The organism is Arachnia propionica, assembly GCF_037055325.1.
Classification (GTDB): domain Bacteria; phylum Actinomycetota; class Actinomycetes; order Propionibacteriales; family Propionibacteriaceae; genus Arachnia.
Map to the genome: position 1 here is coordinate 1707056 of NZ_CP146373.1, position 16120 is coordinate 1723175.

16 protein-coding genes are annotated in these 16120 nt (G+C 65.6%); 11 read left to right on the forward strand and 5 right to left on the reverse strand.

Annotation, left to right across the window (positions count from 1 at the left end):
- The first annotated feature begins 58 nt into the window (after nt 1-58).
- The 5 genes from V7R84_RS07910 (at nt 59) to V7R84_RS07930 (ending at nt 5816) form a co-directional block, all read left to right on the forward strand.
- Nucleotides 59-1219, forward strand: coding sequence for a sensor histidine kinase (locus V7R84_RS07910; RefSeq protein ID WP_338567774.1), 1161 nt, complete (start codon nt 59-61; stop codon nt 1217-1219).
- Nucleotides 1216-1860: a response regulator transcription factor gene (locus V7R84_RS07915; protein ID WP_338567775.1), complete on the forward strand. Its 645-nt coding sequence runs from the start codon at nt 1216-1218 to the stop codon at nt 1858-1860. The genes V7R84_RS07910 and V7R84_RS07915 overlap by 4 nt, the downstream gene beginning before the upstream one ends.
- 124 nt (nt 1861-1984) lie before the next feature.
- Nucleotides 1985-3430: a sodium/glutamate symporter gene (locus tag V7R84_RS07920; RefSeq protein WP_338567776.1), complete on the forward strand. Its 1446-nt coding sequence runs from the start codon at nt 1985-1987 to the stop codon at nt 3428-3430.
- A 92-nt stretch (nt 3431-3522) separates the two neighbouring features.
- Entirely contained in the window at nt 3523-4374 is an 852-nt protein-coding gene (locus V7R84_RS07925; RefSeq protein ID WP_338567777.1) for a MerR family transcriptional regulator, read from the forward strand.
- Nucleotides 4375-4526: 152 nt separating this feature from the next.
- Nucleotides 4527-5816, forward strand: a complete 1290-nt coding sequence (locus V7R84_RS07930; RefSeq protein ID WP_338567779.1) for a glycosyltransferase — start codon at nt 4527-4529, stop codon at nt 5814-5816.
- A gap of 69 nt (nt 5817-5885) precedes the next feature.
- Here V7R84_RS07930 and V7R84_RS07935 read toward each other — a convergent pair whose 3' ends face one another.
- Nucleotides 5886-6614: a helix-turn-helix domain-containing protein gene (locus V7R84_RS07935; protein ID WP_338567781.1), complete on the reverse strand. Its 729-nt coding sequence runs from the start codon at nt 6612-6614 to the stop codon at nt 5886-5888.
- Between the two features lie 95 nt (nt 6615-6709).
- Between V7R84_RS07935 and V7R84_RS07940 the strand changes: the two genes are divergently transcribed.
- Nucleotides 6710-8107, forward strand: coding sequence for a DHA2 family efflux MFS transporter permease subunit (locus tag V7R84_RS07940; protein WP_338567783.1), 1398 nt, complete (start codon nt 6710-6712; stop codon nt 8105-8107).
- A gap of 183 nt (nt 8108-8290) precedes the next feature.
- On the opposite strand, the gene V7R84_RS07945 is transcribed toward V7R84_RS07940, so the two are convergent.
- The 4 genes from V7R84_RS07945 to V7R84_RS07960 form a co-directional block, all read right to left on the reverse strand.
- Nucleotides 8291-9493, reverse strand: coding sequence for a septal ring lytic transglycosylase RlpA family protein (locus tag V7R84_RS07945; RefSeq protein ID WP_338567785.1), 1203 nt, complete (start codon nt 9491-9493; stop codon nt 8291-8293).
- A 260-nt stretch (nt 9494-9753) separates the two neighbouring features.
- A complete protein-coding gene (locus V7R84_RS07950; protein ID WP_338567787.1) occupies nt 9754-11958 on the reverse strand; it encodes a heavy metal translocating P-type ATPase in 2205 nt (734 codons plus the stop codon).
- 48 nt (nt 11959-12006) lie between these two features.
- Nucleotides 12007-12216 (reverse strand): heavy metal-associated domain-containing protein, encoded by a 210-nt coding sequence (locus V7R84_RS07955; protein ID WP_338567788.1) that lies wholly within the window; start codon nt 12214-12216, stop codon nt 12007-12009.
- 78 nt (nt 12217-12294) lie between these two features.
- Nucleotides 12295-12603: a metal-sensitive transcriptional regulator gene (locus V7R84_RS07960; protein WP_338567789.1), complete on the reverse strand. Its 309-nt coding sequence runs from the start codon at nt 12601-12603 to the stop codon at nt 12295-12297.
- A gap of 518 nt (nt 12604-13121) precedes the next feature.
- Here V7R84_RS07960 and dnaB point away from each other — a divergent pair.
- The 5 genes from dnaB to V7R84_RS07985 are packed head-to-tail and all read left to right on the forward strand — an operon-like array spanning nt 13122 to nt 16094.
- Complete coding sequence (dnaB, locus tag V7R84_RS07965; protein WP_338567791.1) at nt 13122-14486, forward strand: replicative DNA helicase; 1365 nt, start codon at nt 13122-13124, stop codon at nt 14484-14486.
- Between the two features lie 53 nt (nt 14487-14539).
- Nucleotides 14540-14782, forward strand: a complete 243-nt coding sequence (locus V7R84_RS07970) for a type II toxin-antitoxin system VapB family antitoxin (protein ID WP_338567792.1) — start codon at nt 14540-14542, stop codon at nt 14780-14782.
- Nucleotides 14779-15159, forward strand: a complete 381-nt coding sequence (locus V7R84_RS07975; protein WP_338567793.1) for a type II toxin-antitoxin system VapC family toxin — start codon at nt 14779-14781, stop codon at nt 15157-15159. The genes V7R84_RS07970 and V7R84_RS07975 overlap by 4 nt, the downstream gene beginning before the upstream one ends.
- A gap of 17 nt (nt 15160-15176) precedes the next feature.
- Nucleotides 15177-15350, forward strand: coding sequence for a hypothetical protein (locus V7R84_RS07980; protein WP_338567795.1), 174 nt, complete (start codon nt 15177-15179; stop codon nt 15348-15350).
- 9 nt (nt 15351-15359) lie between these two features.
- Complete coding sequence (locus V7R84_RS07985; protein ID WP_338567797.1) at nt 15360-16094, forward strand: sulfite exporter TauE/SafE family protein; 735 nt, start codon at nt 15360-15362, stop codon at nt 16092-16094.
- The last annotated feature ends 26 nt before the right edge of the window (nt 16095-16120 follow it).

Consider the following 16120-nt stretch of genomic DNA (forward strand, 5'->3'; position numbering starts at 1 on the left):
AGAAACCTTGGCCCATCGGCTGGGGACGGCGAATGGCCGGGCGTGAAAGGCTGAACGCATGAGTGATTCCACCGACACGGCACGCCCCGGTATCGGCCCGGTGTCCTGGGTAGTGGCCGCGCTCGGTTTCCTGTACTACTGCCAGCTGTTGGCGCTCCCCCTGATCAACCCGTCGCGCCACCTGGATCCCGGACTGGTCGCGATGCTCCTGGGCCCGGGACTGGTCGCGATGCTGCTGCTGGTGTGGTTGCGTCGCGCCCCGATACCGGTCGCGGTTTCCCTGGCCGGGCTGTGGCTGCTGTCTCCCGCGGTGTTCGGCCCCGCGATGGCCGCGCAGGCCCACATCGCCCGGCACCGCAGGGGAATCGACGCGATCGCCGTGGCCTGCACTCTCATCGCGGCCAAGTCGGTCATCATGCTGCGCGACCCCTCGGGCAATTCCGCGACCCGCATCGAGGTGTTCATCTCCGCCACCGGGGTGATCATCGCGCTGCTCGTCGGACTGCTCGATCGCAGCACCACCGACGCCAAGCAGCAGCGAGCGGCGGCGCAGGCAGCCCGGCAGGATGCCTGGGAGGCGCAGCTCAACGAGACCAGGCTGGTCGAGCGCGAACGGATCGCCCGCGAGATGCACGACGTCGTCGCCCACCGGATCTCCCTCATCGCCCTGCACGCGGGCGCGCTGGCGCACCACATGCGCTCCGATGAGGGCGAGGCCGGCGACCTGGCCCGGGCGATCCAGACCAACGCGCAGTCCTCCCTCGACGAGTTGCGCACCATGCTGGCGCGCCTGCGCGGCAACGCGGCGCCACCCGAACCGCCCCAGCCGACTCTCTCGGGGCTCGATGCCCTGCTGGCGGATGCCCGCTCAGCCGGGCAGCAGGTGGCGGCGGAGCTGGACGGGGACCCGGCGGAGGTGCCCGACCGTGTGTCCCGTCACGCTTACCGGATCGTCCAGGAGGGCCTCACCAACGCCCGCAAACACGCCCCCGGCTCCCCGGTGGCCCTGTCGCTGGAAACCACCTCCGACCGTCTCCGGGTGGTCGTGAGGAATCGTCTGGCCGACCTCGCACAGCCCGACCGGTCGGGTTCGGGACTCGGGCTCGTCGGCATCGCCGAACGCATCGATTTGGTCGGCGGCGACCTCTCCCACGGCATCGAGGGGGAAGAATTCATACTGAAAGCAACACTTCCCTACACTCCCGAAGGAACAGCATGATCACCGTCGCCCTGGTCGATGACGACCCGATGGTCCGCACCGGATTGAACTTCATCCTCAAGGGGGAGGACGGCATCGACGTGGCCTGGCAGGCGAGCGACGGCGCCGAGGCGCTCACGACCCTGCGCGACCAGCCCGTCGACGTCGTGCTGCTGGATGTGCGGATGCCCGGTCTCGACGGGCTCGCGACCCTGGAGGAGTTGCGCGGCTGGCAGACGCGACCGCGAGTCATCGTGCTGACCACCTTCAACACCGACGACTACGTGGTGCGGGCCTTGAAGCTCGGCGCGGACGCCTTCCTGCTCAAGGACGCCGACCCGGCCCGGCTGGTCGAGGCCATCCAGCGGGTGGTGGCGGGCGAGAACGTCCTGGCCCCCGACGTGACCCGTACCCTCATCACCGTCGCCACCGACGCACCGATCGCGGGAGACCCGTCGGCCCGGGCCCTGGCCGCCGCCCTCACCGAACGCGAACGTGAGGTCGCGGTCCTGATGACCCAAGGACTGACGAACAACCAGATCGGCACCCGCCTGCACCTGAGCCTCGCCTCGGTCAAATCCCACCTGACCAGCATGTTTATCAAACTGGGCGTCGACAACCGGGTCTCCGCCGCCATGATCATCCGCGACGCGGGCCTGTGAAACCAGCGTGACCCGTGTGATGCGCCGCTGCCTGAAGGCGCCGCACACCCGATGCCACGCCACGCGTCGCTGGGCCACGACGAGGTAGGGTGACCCGGTACGTCAGGAACTGTGAGGTGATGACATGAGCCCCCAAAGCGTTGGTTTCTCTCTGCTGATCCTCAGCGTGGGTTTGCTGATCGGAAAGATGATTCGCGTCAAGGTCCGGTGGGTGCAGCGACTGTTCCTGCCGAGTTCCATCGTCGGTGGAGTCATTCTGCTGATGCTCGGCCCGCAAGTTCTGGGACGCATCCCCGGGCCCTGGGGAGAAACGGGTCTGCTCACGCAGGCCATGGTCACCACCTGGTCCGCGCTGCCCGGCCTGTTGATCAGTGTCGTGTTCGCGACGATGTTCCTCGGCCAGGACCTGCCCAGCCCGAAACGGGCAGCCAAGCTGGTAGGCCCTCAGCTGGCGTTGGGAACGGCGTTCGCGTCTTCACAGTACGTCGTCGGTCTGCTGCTGGCGGCTCTGATTCTCGTGCCGTTCTTCGGGTCGTCGCCCATGACCGGTGGGTTAATCGAGATCGGTTTCGAGGGTGGTCACGGCACCGCCGCCGGTATGCGTGACGTGATGGTCAAACTCGGCTTCACCGACGGTGCGGACCTGGCGGTTGGTATCGCCACGGTCGGCCTGGTCAGCGGCATCATCGTCGGTATTGCGCTCATCAACTGGGGGGTGCGCAACGGCAAAACCGAGATCCTCAAAAACGATGTGCAGCTCTCGATCGACGAACAGCGCGGGCTGTTCCGTAAGGACGAGTACTACTCCGCCGGGAAGCTGACCAGCCGACCCGCCTCTGTCGAGCCTTTGTCCCTGCACATCGCGATCATGGCGTTGGCGATCCTCATCGGCTGGCTGATCCTCGAAGGTCTCCGCTGGATCGAAAGCGTGACCTACGCCTCCGTCATGATCGGCGAGAACACTCCCCTGGAGATTTTCACTTACGTGCCCCTGTTCCCCATGGCACTGATCGGCGGCGCCATCCTCCAGCTGATCGCGAAAGCACTGGGCGTCTCTCACATCATCGATCCGCAGATGATGCTCCGCATCCAGGGCTGGGCGCTCGATTTCCTCGTCATCTCCGCCATCGCCACCGTCTCGATCAAGGCCGTTGGCGAAAACCTCGGGGCGTTCCTCGTTCTTTCGGTGGGAGGCATCGTCGTCAACCTGGTTCTATTCCTGTGGTTGACGCCGCGCGTCATCGGTCGTTTCTGGTTTGAACGCGGCATCGGTGACCTCGGCCAGTCCATGGGGGTCACCGCCACCGGCGTGATCCTCATGCGCATCACCGACCCCAACGCATCATCCCCCGCCTTCGAGGCCTTCGGCTACAAACAGCTCATCTTCGAGCCCTTCTTCGGCGGTGGCCTCGTCACCGCGATGGCCATTCCGATCATCTACCTCACCGGTGTGTGGCCGCTATTCTTCGTGATGCTGACGATCTTCGTGGTCGCGGTCCTGGCCGGGTTGTTCCACTTCGGTCCCAAGGAGCAACGCGACCGTGAGGCCTGGCTCGCCCAACAGATCTAGCAGGACCGGACCCCCTCACCCCGAAGCTCACGGCTCTGCGCCTCCACCGATAGACTTCGGACAGCCGCCACAACGGAGAAGGGGGCGCACGGATGGATTTCTCGATCAAGGAAGCCGCCCGCATGGTCGGCCTCACCCCACGCACCCTGCGCTACTACGAGAGCATCGGCCTCCTGCCCAAAGCGGAGCGAACCTCCGGGAACTACCGCCTGTTCACCGTCATGGACATCATCGATCTGATCCGGATCAAGCGGTTGACGGGACTCGGGTTCAGCCTTCAGCACGTGCGTGACATCATGGACGATCCAACGGGCCCTGACGCTACAGCGGCCTTGGAGGCGCAAAAACAGCTCCTCACCCAGCACATCGACGAACTCCAGGAAAAGCGCACCAAGATCGAGGAGATCCAGAACGCCCGGGCCCCACTCGACGTCGCCATCGAGTTCGCTGATCTGCTGCGCGCCCGCGCCGAGACACACCACGACCTCGAAACCGAAGACCGGTTGAAACTTGAACTCGAACTACTCGCGGCGTTCGCAGATGAGCGCGACCAACTCAAGTACACAACGCTCATCCACGCTTCCATCGAGAAACATGACGACCCGAACTTCCGAGAGCTCCGGGAGCTAGATGCGCGACTGGAAGCCCTGGAGCCCGACGCCTCCCCGGAAGAGATCACGGCACTGATCGACGACTACGTCAGAGTCCTTCGCCCGATCCTCGCGGGGTTTCCACCGATGAGCAAGAAGACAGTCAACCTCAACTCAGCCATGGAGGAATGCGTCTACAACGAGGCCCAGTTCGCTGTGATCACGACCGCCCGGGAGCGGTTGAAGTCGACGGAAGGCGGGACAACTCTCCCCCATGACGCTGACGACTGCTCTCCTGAGAACTCCCACGCGGCACGATGCCCAACGGATCATCCCGTCCGTTACCCACGGTGACGTCACGGGCAACGCGATGGCGGCGCTGAGCTTCCGCATCTCCTGCTGGGAGCGCGGCGATTGACGACCCAGTTCTGATTCCGAATCTTCGTCCGCGGAGCATTCTTGGCGCAGAAACCCGCGCCAGGTGCGGTTCGGCTAGAGTGTCGGGCGTGACCGAAGAGCCTGAGCACTCACCACGTCGCCTGAAGGTTGCGCAGTTCACCGACAACTACGGTCCCGGTAGCAACGGCCTGATGTTCGCCGTCCAGCAGCTGGAAGGCAACCTTCTCGACGCCGGCCACGAGGTCGTGGTCGTGGCACCGAAGGCCAAGGGACCCAACCCTCACCTGGGCCGGGAGGGCCGCATCGAGGTGCGGCTGCCATCGGTGCGGGTACCGAACATGCCCACGCGGGTCGCCAACGGCAGGCATTTTGAACGCACCATCGAGCAGGTCGGCCACCTCGATCCCGACGTGATCCACGTCCACGGTTTGGGAACCGTCGGGGTGCTCGGCACGTGGGCGGCCAAGAGACTGAACAAGCCGATGCTGATGACTTGGCACACCGACTTCGACGCCTATGCCGACCACTACGCCGCGGTCCTGCCGCTGCTGCACGGGGTGGTGCGGGCCTTCGCGAGGCTGACCCACGGGGAGATCCTCAACTCAGACGACCTACGCGATGCGGCGGTGAGGTTCGCCGACCGGGGCCGCTCCACCGCGACCCTGCTGGGGTTGTGCAAGAAGATGCTGGACTCGGCGGACCTGGTGACGTCGCCATCGCCGAAGACCGCCGCCCGGTGCCGTTCCCTGGCGCCGGACGCGAACCTGATCGTGGTGCCGAACGGCGTCGACCCGCTGCCATCCGGCCCGCCACCGGTTCCGCGCGGCCCGGGCCCGCTGGTGATCTACGTGGGTCGCATCGCCCCGGAGAAGGGGTTGCCGCTGCTGTGTGAGGCCTTCGAGCTCGTCGTGGCTCAGCGTCCGGATGCGCAACTCATGGTGGTCGGCGACTGGCAGCGGTACCCGAAGATCGCGAAGGTCCTCGACGCGGGCCGGCGCCGCGGCCACATCATCCTGCCGGGCGAGCAGAAACGCGAGTTGCTGGGGGCGTTCTACGAGATGGGCGACCTGTACGCCTTCCCCAGCCAGACCGACACCCAAGCCCTCGTCCTGCACGAGGCGGCACTGGCGGGTCTGCCCATCGTCTCGGTGGATCCGGAACTGCAACTGGTGCTGGAACCGGGAGTGAACGCCGAGCTCGCCAGCCCCACCCCGGCGTCCCTGGCAGCCGCCATCATGCGGATCATCGAGAAACTACCCGACCCGCAGTGGCGGACCCGCGCCTCCGAGACCTCGCGCCGCCTGGCAGGCCAGTGGACGGTCGAGTCGCAGGCCCAGGAGATGCTCCGCATCTACCAGCAGATCGCCCAGCGCCGCCCTCTCCCCCAGGCTGGTTGATCCGGCACACGAGCACGCCTTCCCCAGGCCGGTCGCGCCGATGCGGGGGAAGTTCACCGCAGATTCTGCTCACACGGTGTCCGAAAGCGTCTCGTCCGCCTCGTGGCTGTGTGCCTCGATTCCCGCGATGATCCAGTCGAGGCCGTGTTCCATGTCTTGCTCATCACCATCCTCCAGCAGGCCGGCCTCGAAAACGCGACGCGCCATCGGAAAGGAACCGTCGTCCAGCAGCGTGGAAAGCCAGGGAGGCATCACCTGCGGGGACGACGACGTCCGTGCGCGAAGCTCTCGTCGCAGGTAGGCGACGTGACGGACGTGACCGTCGACGAACAACGCCGCATCGAGCAGGTGTTGGATGTCCAATCCGGTCTCGCCGAGCGGTCGCAGGATGTGTTCGAGCCAGAGCAGCCGATTCGGGGTCATCGACATCGCCACCAGGGGGGCGTCAAGAAGCCATGCGTGCTGGCGATAGCGTTCCGCCATCCCGTCGGCCCACAACCTGACACTGGTACGCCAGTCTGCCGCCTCGATGATCCCCTCGGGTGGCTGGCCGAATGCCACATCGACCATGAGGTGAATCAGTTCCTCCTTGGAGCGCATGTGCCGATAGGCAGCCATCGTGCCCGCCCCAAGCTGTTCACCGAGCTTGCGCAGGGAAAGCCCCCCCAAACCGTGCTCATCCGCGATCTCGATTCCCGCCTGGACGATGCGACCGATGCTGAGCCCATCCGTGGCAGGGGATGATTCGCGAAGCTGCCAGGACAGGGCGACCCAGCGGGGCGGTGTCGTATCGGGCATGCGACCTCCTGGTTGACGACACAAATCCATATGCGTACAGTGTACCCACCCTCGCATGCGTACGCCGTACGCATCACGTGCCCAACCTTGGAGAAATGGAAATGACACACCGCCTCACGGCCACCATCACCTTGATGGTGGCGATGCTCATGGACCTGATGGACTCCACCATCACGAATGTCGCACTCCCCGCGATCAGCACCGACCTGGGGGCGACGCCCACTCAACTCGAGTGGACACTCGTCGGTTACGTGGTCGCTTTCGCGACGCTTCTCATCACAGGAGGTCGCCTGGGAGACATCTACGGACGACAACGCATCTTCCTCGTGGGCGTCATCGGCTTCACGTGTGCCTCCGTGTTCGCCTCCCTGTCTTGGGATGGGAACATCCTCATAGCAGCCCGGATCATTCAGGGGGCCTTCGCCGGCATCATGGTGCCGCAGGTGTTGTCCAGCGTTCAGGTCATGTACACGCCAGAAGAGCGGGGGCCGGTATTCGGTGTCATCGGATCCCTGAACGCCCTGGGCGTGATAGCCGGACTTCTCCTGGGCGGTTGGCTCGTCACAGCAAACCTGTTCGGCACGGGATGGCGCAGCATCTTCCTCATCAATGTCCCGGTGGGCATTGTCCTGACGGTCATGGCATTCCTGTACATCCCGGAAAGCCGCTCCGAGCACCCCCTACGACTGGACATCGTCGGCTCAGCCCTCGGCGCCACAGCCGTCATTCTCCTCGTTCTCCCGCTGACCGAGGGCCGGGCTGCCGGATGGGCATGGTGGATATGGACGCTGCTGATCATCGCCCCCATCGCGATCATCGCCTTCGTCTGGCAACAACATCGCAGGGCAGCCGGGTCCGGGACCCAGCTCCTACCGCTCCCGCTCTTCAGGATTCGTTCCTTCTCCAGCGGATTGCTCGTGCAGATACTCGCCTCGATCGGACACGGCGGCTTCGCGCTCATCCTTCTGTTTCACATGCAGGCCGCTTTTCATTTCACCTCCTTCGAAGCGGGACTCACCCTGATGCCGATCGCCATCGGATCGATCCTCGGCACCCCGGTGGCCATGTTTCTGCTGAAGAAGCTGGGCACGTGGTCGGTGTGCCTCGGCGGGATCATGCAGGCCGCGGCCTACCTCTGGGTCATGATCACCCTCGAACACACCGGAGATACCCTCAACGGCTGGAGCCTTCTGCCCGCTTTCGCTCTCGCCGGCGTGGGAATGATGGTGCTGATCATGCCGCAGACCTCGATCACCTTGGCGGAGATTCCCACGACCGAGGCCGGAGCAGCCTCCGGCACCCTCACGACCTTCGCCCAGGTCGGCATGGTGTTCGGCATCGCGCTGTCCGGCACCGCGTACTTCGGAGCAACCGGCGACAGTGGCCAGAACGTGAGCGCTGGCCTGTGGGTCGTCATCATCGCCTACACCGTCTCCGGTCTGGCCGCACTCGCAATGCCCACGCGCAGCAGCCAAACCCAGCTCTCGCCCTGACCGCAACGCCCGGGCACCCACCGTACGGTTTCGACAGCCCCGCCTCACCGGCCCTCACGAGAATCGACTCAACCGGCCCGAGAGCAGGAAGAACAGGTCCTCAGGAACCACCGGACCCCTGCACTGAGTGGTGCAGGGGTCCGGCAGGAATTGAGGAAGGGCTTCGACAGCCAAGTTTTGTTGTCAGAGGACCTCGTAGTTGACGGTGATCACCCCGGAGGAGGTGCCACCGATGGTCTCCATGGCGGCCTTGGAAAGGTCCAGGCAGCGCCCGGCGACGTAGGGGCCGCGGTCATTGATGCGAACCACGACGGTCTTGCCGTTGCTCGGATTGGTCACCTTGACCTTGCTTCCGAGGGGAAGGGTCTTGTGGGCGGCGGTGAGGTCGCTGGGGTTGAACCGCTCGCCGGAGGCCGTCGTCTGTTCCTGCCAGTAGTAGGAGGCCTGGCAGGAGCTGCCGCTGGCGGGGCTGAGATCGCCACCACCCGATCCGGAACCGGAGTCGGAGGACTTCGAGGACTCGGAGGAGTCATCGGAGGACTTGCTGGCCTTCTTCTTGGTGCCGACCTGGGTCACCTGAGCGACAGGCTCCTTGGTGACCTGCTCGTTCTGCAGCTCGGAGGCGAACAGCGTGCCGTTGTGGTAGACCTCGACGAAGTTCTGGGTCTTGACGCCGTTGACACCCTCGGTGGTGACCTTGGTCTTGCCCTCCTCCAGCTCGTTGGACTTCTCCTCCTTCTTCTCGAAGGGGACCTCCTCCTCCTTGCTGGTGGTGCGCTTCTCGACGTTGGTGTAGGCGATGGCCAGGCCATCGGTGAGGGAGGTGTCCGCTGCGGGGGTGACAACGTCGTCCTCGTCAGGGGTCACCTGGGCGGCGGTCAAGGCGTCGCCGACGGTCCCTGCGACCCGGAGCTCGACGGGGGTGCCCGCGGCGTCGATGGTCACGTTCTTGGGGGTGCTGATGTTGAAGGAGAGCCCCTCGCGACCGATGGCAGCCGACCGGGAAGCGGACAGCTTGGAGTCGGGATCGTTGAGGTCGAGCTGGGTCAGGGCGTCGTCGACGGTGCGGGCGGTGGTCCACACGGTGCGAGCCTCGCCGTCAACGGTCAGCTGAAGCTGACGCCCGTAGAGGACGCTGATCTCCATGCCGTTGGTGACCTTGGTCTCCAGCGAGGGGGCGACCACGTCGTGCTCACCGACGGTGATCCCGTCCTTCTCGAGAACCTGCTGCACGGTATCCTCGCGAACCGAAAGGTTGTGGCTTTCTCCGTCCACGGAAAGGGTCACATCGTTCTTGTGCAGTGCCATTGCGACGGCGACGCCGCCGGCGATCGTCAGGGCGACGCCACCTGCCACTGCTGCAATAACCACGTGTTTCTTGGCCATAGATCTCTTCCTGGTCTAAGACTTTCCGGACATTACCGGCGAGGCTAGCCTAGCCGAGCGGTGATTCAATTCCAAACGAAATCTGAGAATCTCTCAGGACTGCGCAAGTCGATTGTAAACCTCGGCATCCGCGCGAGGGAACCAGAGCACCCACCCCTCTTTGCATAAGCAATGAAACCTCTCGTGACAACCCATTTTGCACCGATACGTCAGCTTTCTGACACATGAGCCGGGGCAGCCGGGACGTGCGGCGAATCGTCTCAGCGGAAGCCACGCAGCCTGAGAGAGTTCAGCACCACAAACACGCTGGAACAGGCCATGGCCGCCCCTGCGATCATCGGGGTCAGCAGCCCAAGAGCCGCCACTGGAATAGCGGCCACGTTGTACAAGAAGGCCCACAACAGGTTGCCCCGGATGGTGCGTTCCGTGGCGCGGGAGAGCCGGATGGCGTCCACCACCCCGGTCAGGTCGTCGCGCATCAGGGTGAGGTCGCTGGCGGCCATGGCCGCATCGGTGCCCGCACCCATCGCGATGCCGAGATCACTGGTGGCCAGCGCCGCGGCGTCGTTCACTCCGTCGCCGACCATCGCCACCCGTACCCCGTCGGCCTGCAGCCCGGTGATCACCTCGGCCTTGCCCTGCGGCAGGACCTCGGCATACACGTCCTCGATGCCCACCTGGGTCGCGATCTCCTGGGCCACGGCCCACGAGTCGCCGGTCAGCAGGACCGGTCGCATTCCCAGGTTCCTCAACCCGGCCACGGCCTCCGCGGCCCCGGGTTTGAGCTGGTCGCCGACCACGATCCGCCCCAGCAACGCGCCGTCGCGAACGACGAACACCTCACTGCCGAGTCGACTGGCCTCGCCGGGAACCTCGATGCCCTGCTCAGCCAGCAGACGACGGGATCCCACCGCCACCGGAACCCCGTCGAGCAGGGCCCGCGCACCGATGCCGGGCAGGGCCTCGAAGCGCTCTGTCGCGGGCGCATCCCCGGCGCGCTCCACGACGGCACGGGCGATGGGATGCTCGGAGCCGGCCTCCACGGCTGCGGCGACGGCCAGCAGCTCGGTTTCGTCGATGCCGTCAGTGGGCGCGACCTCCAGCACCGACATTCTCCCGGTGGTGAGAGTGCCGGTCTTGTCCAGCACCACGGCCTGCACGGAGCGGGCCTTTTCCAGGGCCTGGGCGCCGCGGATGATCACCCCCAGCTCGGCGCCGCGACCGGTGCCCACCAGCAGCGCCGACGGGGTGGCGAGCCCGAGCGCGCACGGGCAGGCGATGATGAGCACCGCGATGCCCGCGGTGAGCGCGAAGGTGGTGCCTGCGCCGACGAGCAGCTGCACCGTGAAGGTGAGCATGGACAGCGCCAGCACGGTGGGCACGAAGAACTCCGTGATCCGGTCCGCCAGGCGCTGGGCCCGGGCCTTGCCGGTCTGAGCCTCCTCGACGAGCCGCGCGATCTGCGCCACCTGGGTGGCCGACCCGACCGCCGTCGCCTTGACCACCAGGCGTCCCGTGGTGTTGACCGAGCCGCCCACCACCGTCGAGCCCGGGCCGACCTCCACCGGCAGCGACTCGCCCGTGATGACGGCGGCATCGACGGCGGAGTCACCCTCGAGCACCACCCCGTCGGCGGCCACCTTCTCTCCGGGACGCACCACGATGAGGTCGTTGAGCGACAGCTCACCCGCGGGGATCGCGACCTCCGTGCCGTCGCGCAGGATCGTTGCGTCCTTTGCACCGACCTCCAGCAGCGCCCGCACCGCCGACCCTGCCTCCCGTTTGGAGCGGGCCTCAATCCAGCGACCCAACAACAGGAAGGCGACCACGCCCGCGGCGGCCTCGAAGTAGACGCTGCCCATCGGGTCCGCACGACCGAGGGTGAGGGTGAATTCATGGGTCATGCCGATGGCGCCGGCGTGCCCGACGACCATGGCCACCAGCGACCACAGCCATGCCACCGAGGTGCCGAGGCTGACGAGGGTGTCCATGGTGGTGGTGCCGTGTCGGACGTTAGCGAGGGCGGCCTTGTGGAAGCTGCGCCCGCACCAGAACACGACGATGGTGGTCAGCAGCAGCGCCAGCCACTGCCAGCCAGGGAACTGCAGGGCGGGCACCATCGAGACCGCGATCACGGGGGTCGCCAGCGTGAACGCCAGCTGCACCCGCGGCAGAAGCACATCGGCGCGTTCCTCCCGGGGTTCGACGGTAGTCTCGCGGGCCCCGTAGCCGGCAGCCTCCACCACGGCGATCAGGTCCTGAGCGGTGGTGCCCTTCGGGGCCTGCACCCTGGCCTTTTCGGTGGCGTAGTTGACGGTGGCCTGCACCCCGTCGACCTTGTTGAGCTTCTTCTCGATGCGATTGGCGCAGGAGGCGCAGGTCATGCCCGTCAGATCGAGGGAGATCGCCACCGAGTTCTTGGCGCCCCCGGCGGGGCCCCGCTCCACCACACCAGCACTGGTCATCTGCCACTCACCTCCTGAGTCGTTTCCTGTGTTGCTGGTTCTCGCGTCTCAGGCCTCCGTGACGGTGTAGTCGCCGGCCTCGGCGACGGCCTCGGCGACCGCGTCGAAGGGGATCTTCTCGTCGGATTCGATGACCATCCGGCCCGATTCCCAGTCGACGCTGACGCCCGTGACGCCCGCGATGGCCTGGATTTCCTCGGTGACGTGGGAGGCGCAGTGTCCGCAGGTCATCCCAGCGACGGCGTAGTCGGTTTTCATGGTTGTTTCCTTTCCGGTCCCCGGTGCGTCCCGGGGGTCTGACGTTTTCTTCGGCCCTTGCCGGCAGGCTGTCCGCGTTCAGCGAGCCAGCCGGGAGATGGCGGTCATGGCCTCGTCGAACTTCTCCTGGGCGGCATCCCCGCCCTCGCGCACGGCAGCCGCGACGCAGTGTTCGAGGTGATCCTTCAGCAGGGCCATGGACACCGCCCTGAGGGCGCTGGTAACGGCGGAGATCTGGGTCATGATGTCGATGCAGTACTCGTCCTGCTCCACCATGCGGGCGATCCCGCGCGCCTGCCCCTCGATCAGCCGGAGCCGCCGCAGATAGGCCTGCTTGTCGGCGGTGTACCCGTGCTGCGCATGGCAACCGTCATGCTCTTTCTCCACGCCGGGGACTATACCCCCCAGGGGTACCTGGTTCAAGCACTCACCCGCTTCCGGCTCTGTCGCATCAGGCGCCCCGCATCGCCCCCAACGGCACGGCGCAGACCCAGCGGTAGGCATTCCACAGAACCAACGCATCGTGCTCCGCAGGGATTTCATCCGGCACTTTGCGGAAGACGGCACCGATCGCGCACGCACCGCACACCCCACCGTCCGCCCGCTTTCCCGACGGGAACGCCCGCGTCACAACGTCACAGCACATGCACACGATGCCAGTGCAGACGCAGCGCGGAAGCCCCGCCCGCAGCGCGACTCACCCCTGGCGATAACGGTTTTATAACGATTCCGGGTGGTTTTCCCCCGGTTCCGGTCAGCGTTGCCGTCGCTTCCGCACCGGCCTTCCACAGCTTTCCACAGCTTTCCACAGAGTTTCCCACGCCGCAGACAGCGATTGTCGTGGGGCGGGGTTAGATTGATGAGCCCTGCCGCATGCGCGTCGGCGGGGTGCGGGAAGGGGATGCATGTCGCAGCAATACGCCGAGGAGCCGATGGGTCATGCTCCCCCCCAGGACCCGCAGGCTGAGAAGAGCGTCCTCGGGGCCATGATGATGAGCAAGGACGCCATCTCCGATGTGGTCGAGGTGCTTCGCGGCACTGATTTCTACCAGCCCAGACACGAAACCATTTTCGAGGCGGTCATCAGCCTCTACGGTCGCGGAGAACCCGCCGACCCCATCACCGTCGCCGCCGAACTCGGCCGCAGCGGCGACCTCCAGCGCGTCGGGGGGGCCGTCTACCTCCACGATCTCCTCGCCTCCATCTCCATCGCCGCCAACGCCTCCTATTACGCGGAGATCGTGCGCGAGAAGGCCGTCCTGCGACGCCTCGTCAACGCCTCGATCCGGATCGCGCAGCTCGGCTACCAGGGGCAGGGCGAGGTGGACAAGATCGTCGACGAGGCCCAGCAGACGTTGTTCGAGGTGACGGGTTCCAAGGCCAGCGAGGACTACAAGTCGCTCAACGAGCTCATGGAACCCACCTTCGACGAGATGGAGGCCATCGCGAACTCCGGTGACGCGCTGTCCGGGGTGCCCACCGGTTTCACCGAGCTCGACACCCTCACCAACGGCCTCCACCCCGGCCAGATGGTCATCGTCGCCGCCCGTCCCGGCGTGGGAAAGTCCACCTTCGCCCTCGACGTCTGCCGCGCCGCCGCAATCCACAACGACCTGGCCACGGTGTTCTTCTCCCTGGAGATGAGCCGCACCGAGATCGTGATGAAGATCCTGAGCGCGGAGTCGTCGGTGCCGCTGCAGAAGATCCGCGGCGGCCGCATGGACGAGAACGACTGGCAGCGCATCACCGACCGCTCCGTCACCCTCTCCGGGAAACCACTGTTCATCGACGACTCCCCCAACCTGACGATGATGGAGATCCGCGCCAAGGCCCGTCGCCTCAAGCAGCGCAACAACCTCCAGCTGATCTGCATCGACTACATCCAGCTGATGACCTCGGGCAAGAAGGTGGAGTCCCGACAGCTGGAGGTCTCGGAGTTCTCGCGGCAGATCAAGCTTCTCGCCAAGGAGCTGGAGGTGCCGGTGATCGCGCTGTCGCAGCTTAGCCGCAACGCCGAGCAGCGCAAGGACGGGGTGCCGCAGCTCGCCGACCTACGCGAATCCGGGTCACTCGAACAGGACGCCGACATCGTCATCATGCTGCACCGTCCCGAGCTCTACACCCAGAACCCCACCGACGAGGAGCGCGGCCAGGCGGCCTTCCACATCCTCAAGCACCGCAACGGCCAGCTCGACAAGATCGACGCCCTCTTCCAGGGCCACTACTCCCGCTTCACGAACCAGCCTGTCGCCACCTTCAACCCGACCTGACCCACCAGCTGTTCGCTAACCCCCACACGTTGGCGGCCTTTTAAACTTGCCTCATGACGCCACTCATCATCGACGATCCCCGCGTGCGGGCCATGGTCGACCACCTCGCGAAACAACGCGGCGTCACGGCCACGGAGGTGATCCGAGACGCGGTCGAGCAGCAGCTCACCAAGGACGACCAACGACGACTCGACCGGCTAGCCGCTATCGAGGAACTCCAGGCCGAAGCCGCACCGTACCGGCATCTTTTCCTGACAGACGACGACATCTACGACGAGAATGGACTACCGAAGTGATAGTCGACACATCTGTAGGTGTCGCAATCCTCAACGAGGAGCCCGAGGCGGAGACCTTCAAGAGAATTCTCGCCACAACAGGCAACATCAGGATGTCGGCTGCTTCTGTGTTGGAACTCGCGATCGTGCTCAGAGAGCGCCCGGGACTTGCTGAGAAGTTCATCACCAGAACTGGCATCGAGGTGCTCGACATCAATGCCGAGCACCTGTACGAGGCCATCCGCGCCCACGAGCGGTTCGGTCGCGGGTCAGGCTCGCCTGCGAAACTCAACTTCGGCGACTGCTTCAGCTACGCGACCGCCAAGGTGACGGGCGAGCCGCTGCTCTTCAAGGGCAACGACTTCACCCACACCGACATCCCGAGTGGCGTTTCCTGAGCGACCGGGCGTTCAGCTTGCTTTTCACGCAGTTCCGCGATGCCGGGGAACACCATGCGCAGCGCCGGATACAGGGCCCCGTGGGCCTTCTTGTCGAGCTTCTTCAGGTGGGATTGCAGGGCGTCGGCGACGATCTGGGTGACCAGTGGCGACGTCGTCCCGCCGCCCCGTCACCGCACGAAGGTGTCTAGGCTGGCCCGGTGATCGAGTTGACGGCACTGACGTGGGGTGTGGTGGTCACTGGGGCATTGCTCGTCGGAGTTGCGAAAACCGCACTTCCCGGGCTCGCGACCTTCGTCGCCGCGATGTTCGCCGCCGTACTGCCCGCCCGCGAGTCGACGGCGGTGCTGCTGGTGCTGTTGATGGTCGGCGACCTCGTTGCGATCTGGGTCTACCGCCGGGACGCCGATTTCAGGGCCCTGCTGCGCCTGGCACCCCCGGTGATCGTTGGCCTGGCGTTGGGGGCGGCTTTTCTGGCCTGGGCCGACAACACCACCATGCGACGCACCATCGGCGTCATCCTGCTGGCGTTGACGGCCCTGACCCTGTGGAACATGCGACGCGGCCTCGACGACGCCGCACAGGGTGCGCCGGCGCGGATCGGCTACGGCACCCTCGGAGGTTTCACGACGATGGCCGCGAACGCCGGCGGCCCCGTCATGACGCTGTACTTCCTGGCGGCCCGGTTCGACATGATCCGTTTCCTCGGCACCCAGGCGTGGTTCTTCTTCCTCATCAACGTGGCGAAGCTGCCGTTCTCGCTCGGTCTCGGACTGCTGGGTGGCGAGATGCTGGTGCCGCTGCTGGTCCTGGCGCCCGTCGTGCTGCTGGGCACCTGGCTGGGCCGCGTGGTGATCCGCCACATCAACGAGACGTGGTTCACGCGCGTGATCATCGCGCTGACCATCGTCTCGTCGCTGTACCTGCTGCACTGACCCGTGGCGACGTGTCGCCACGCGGA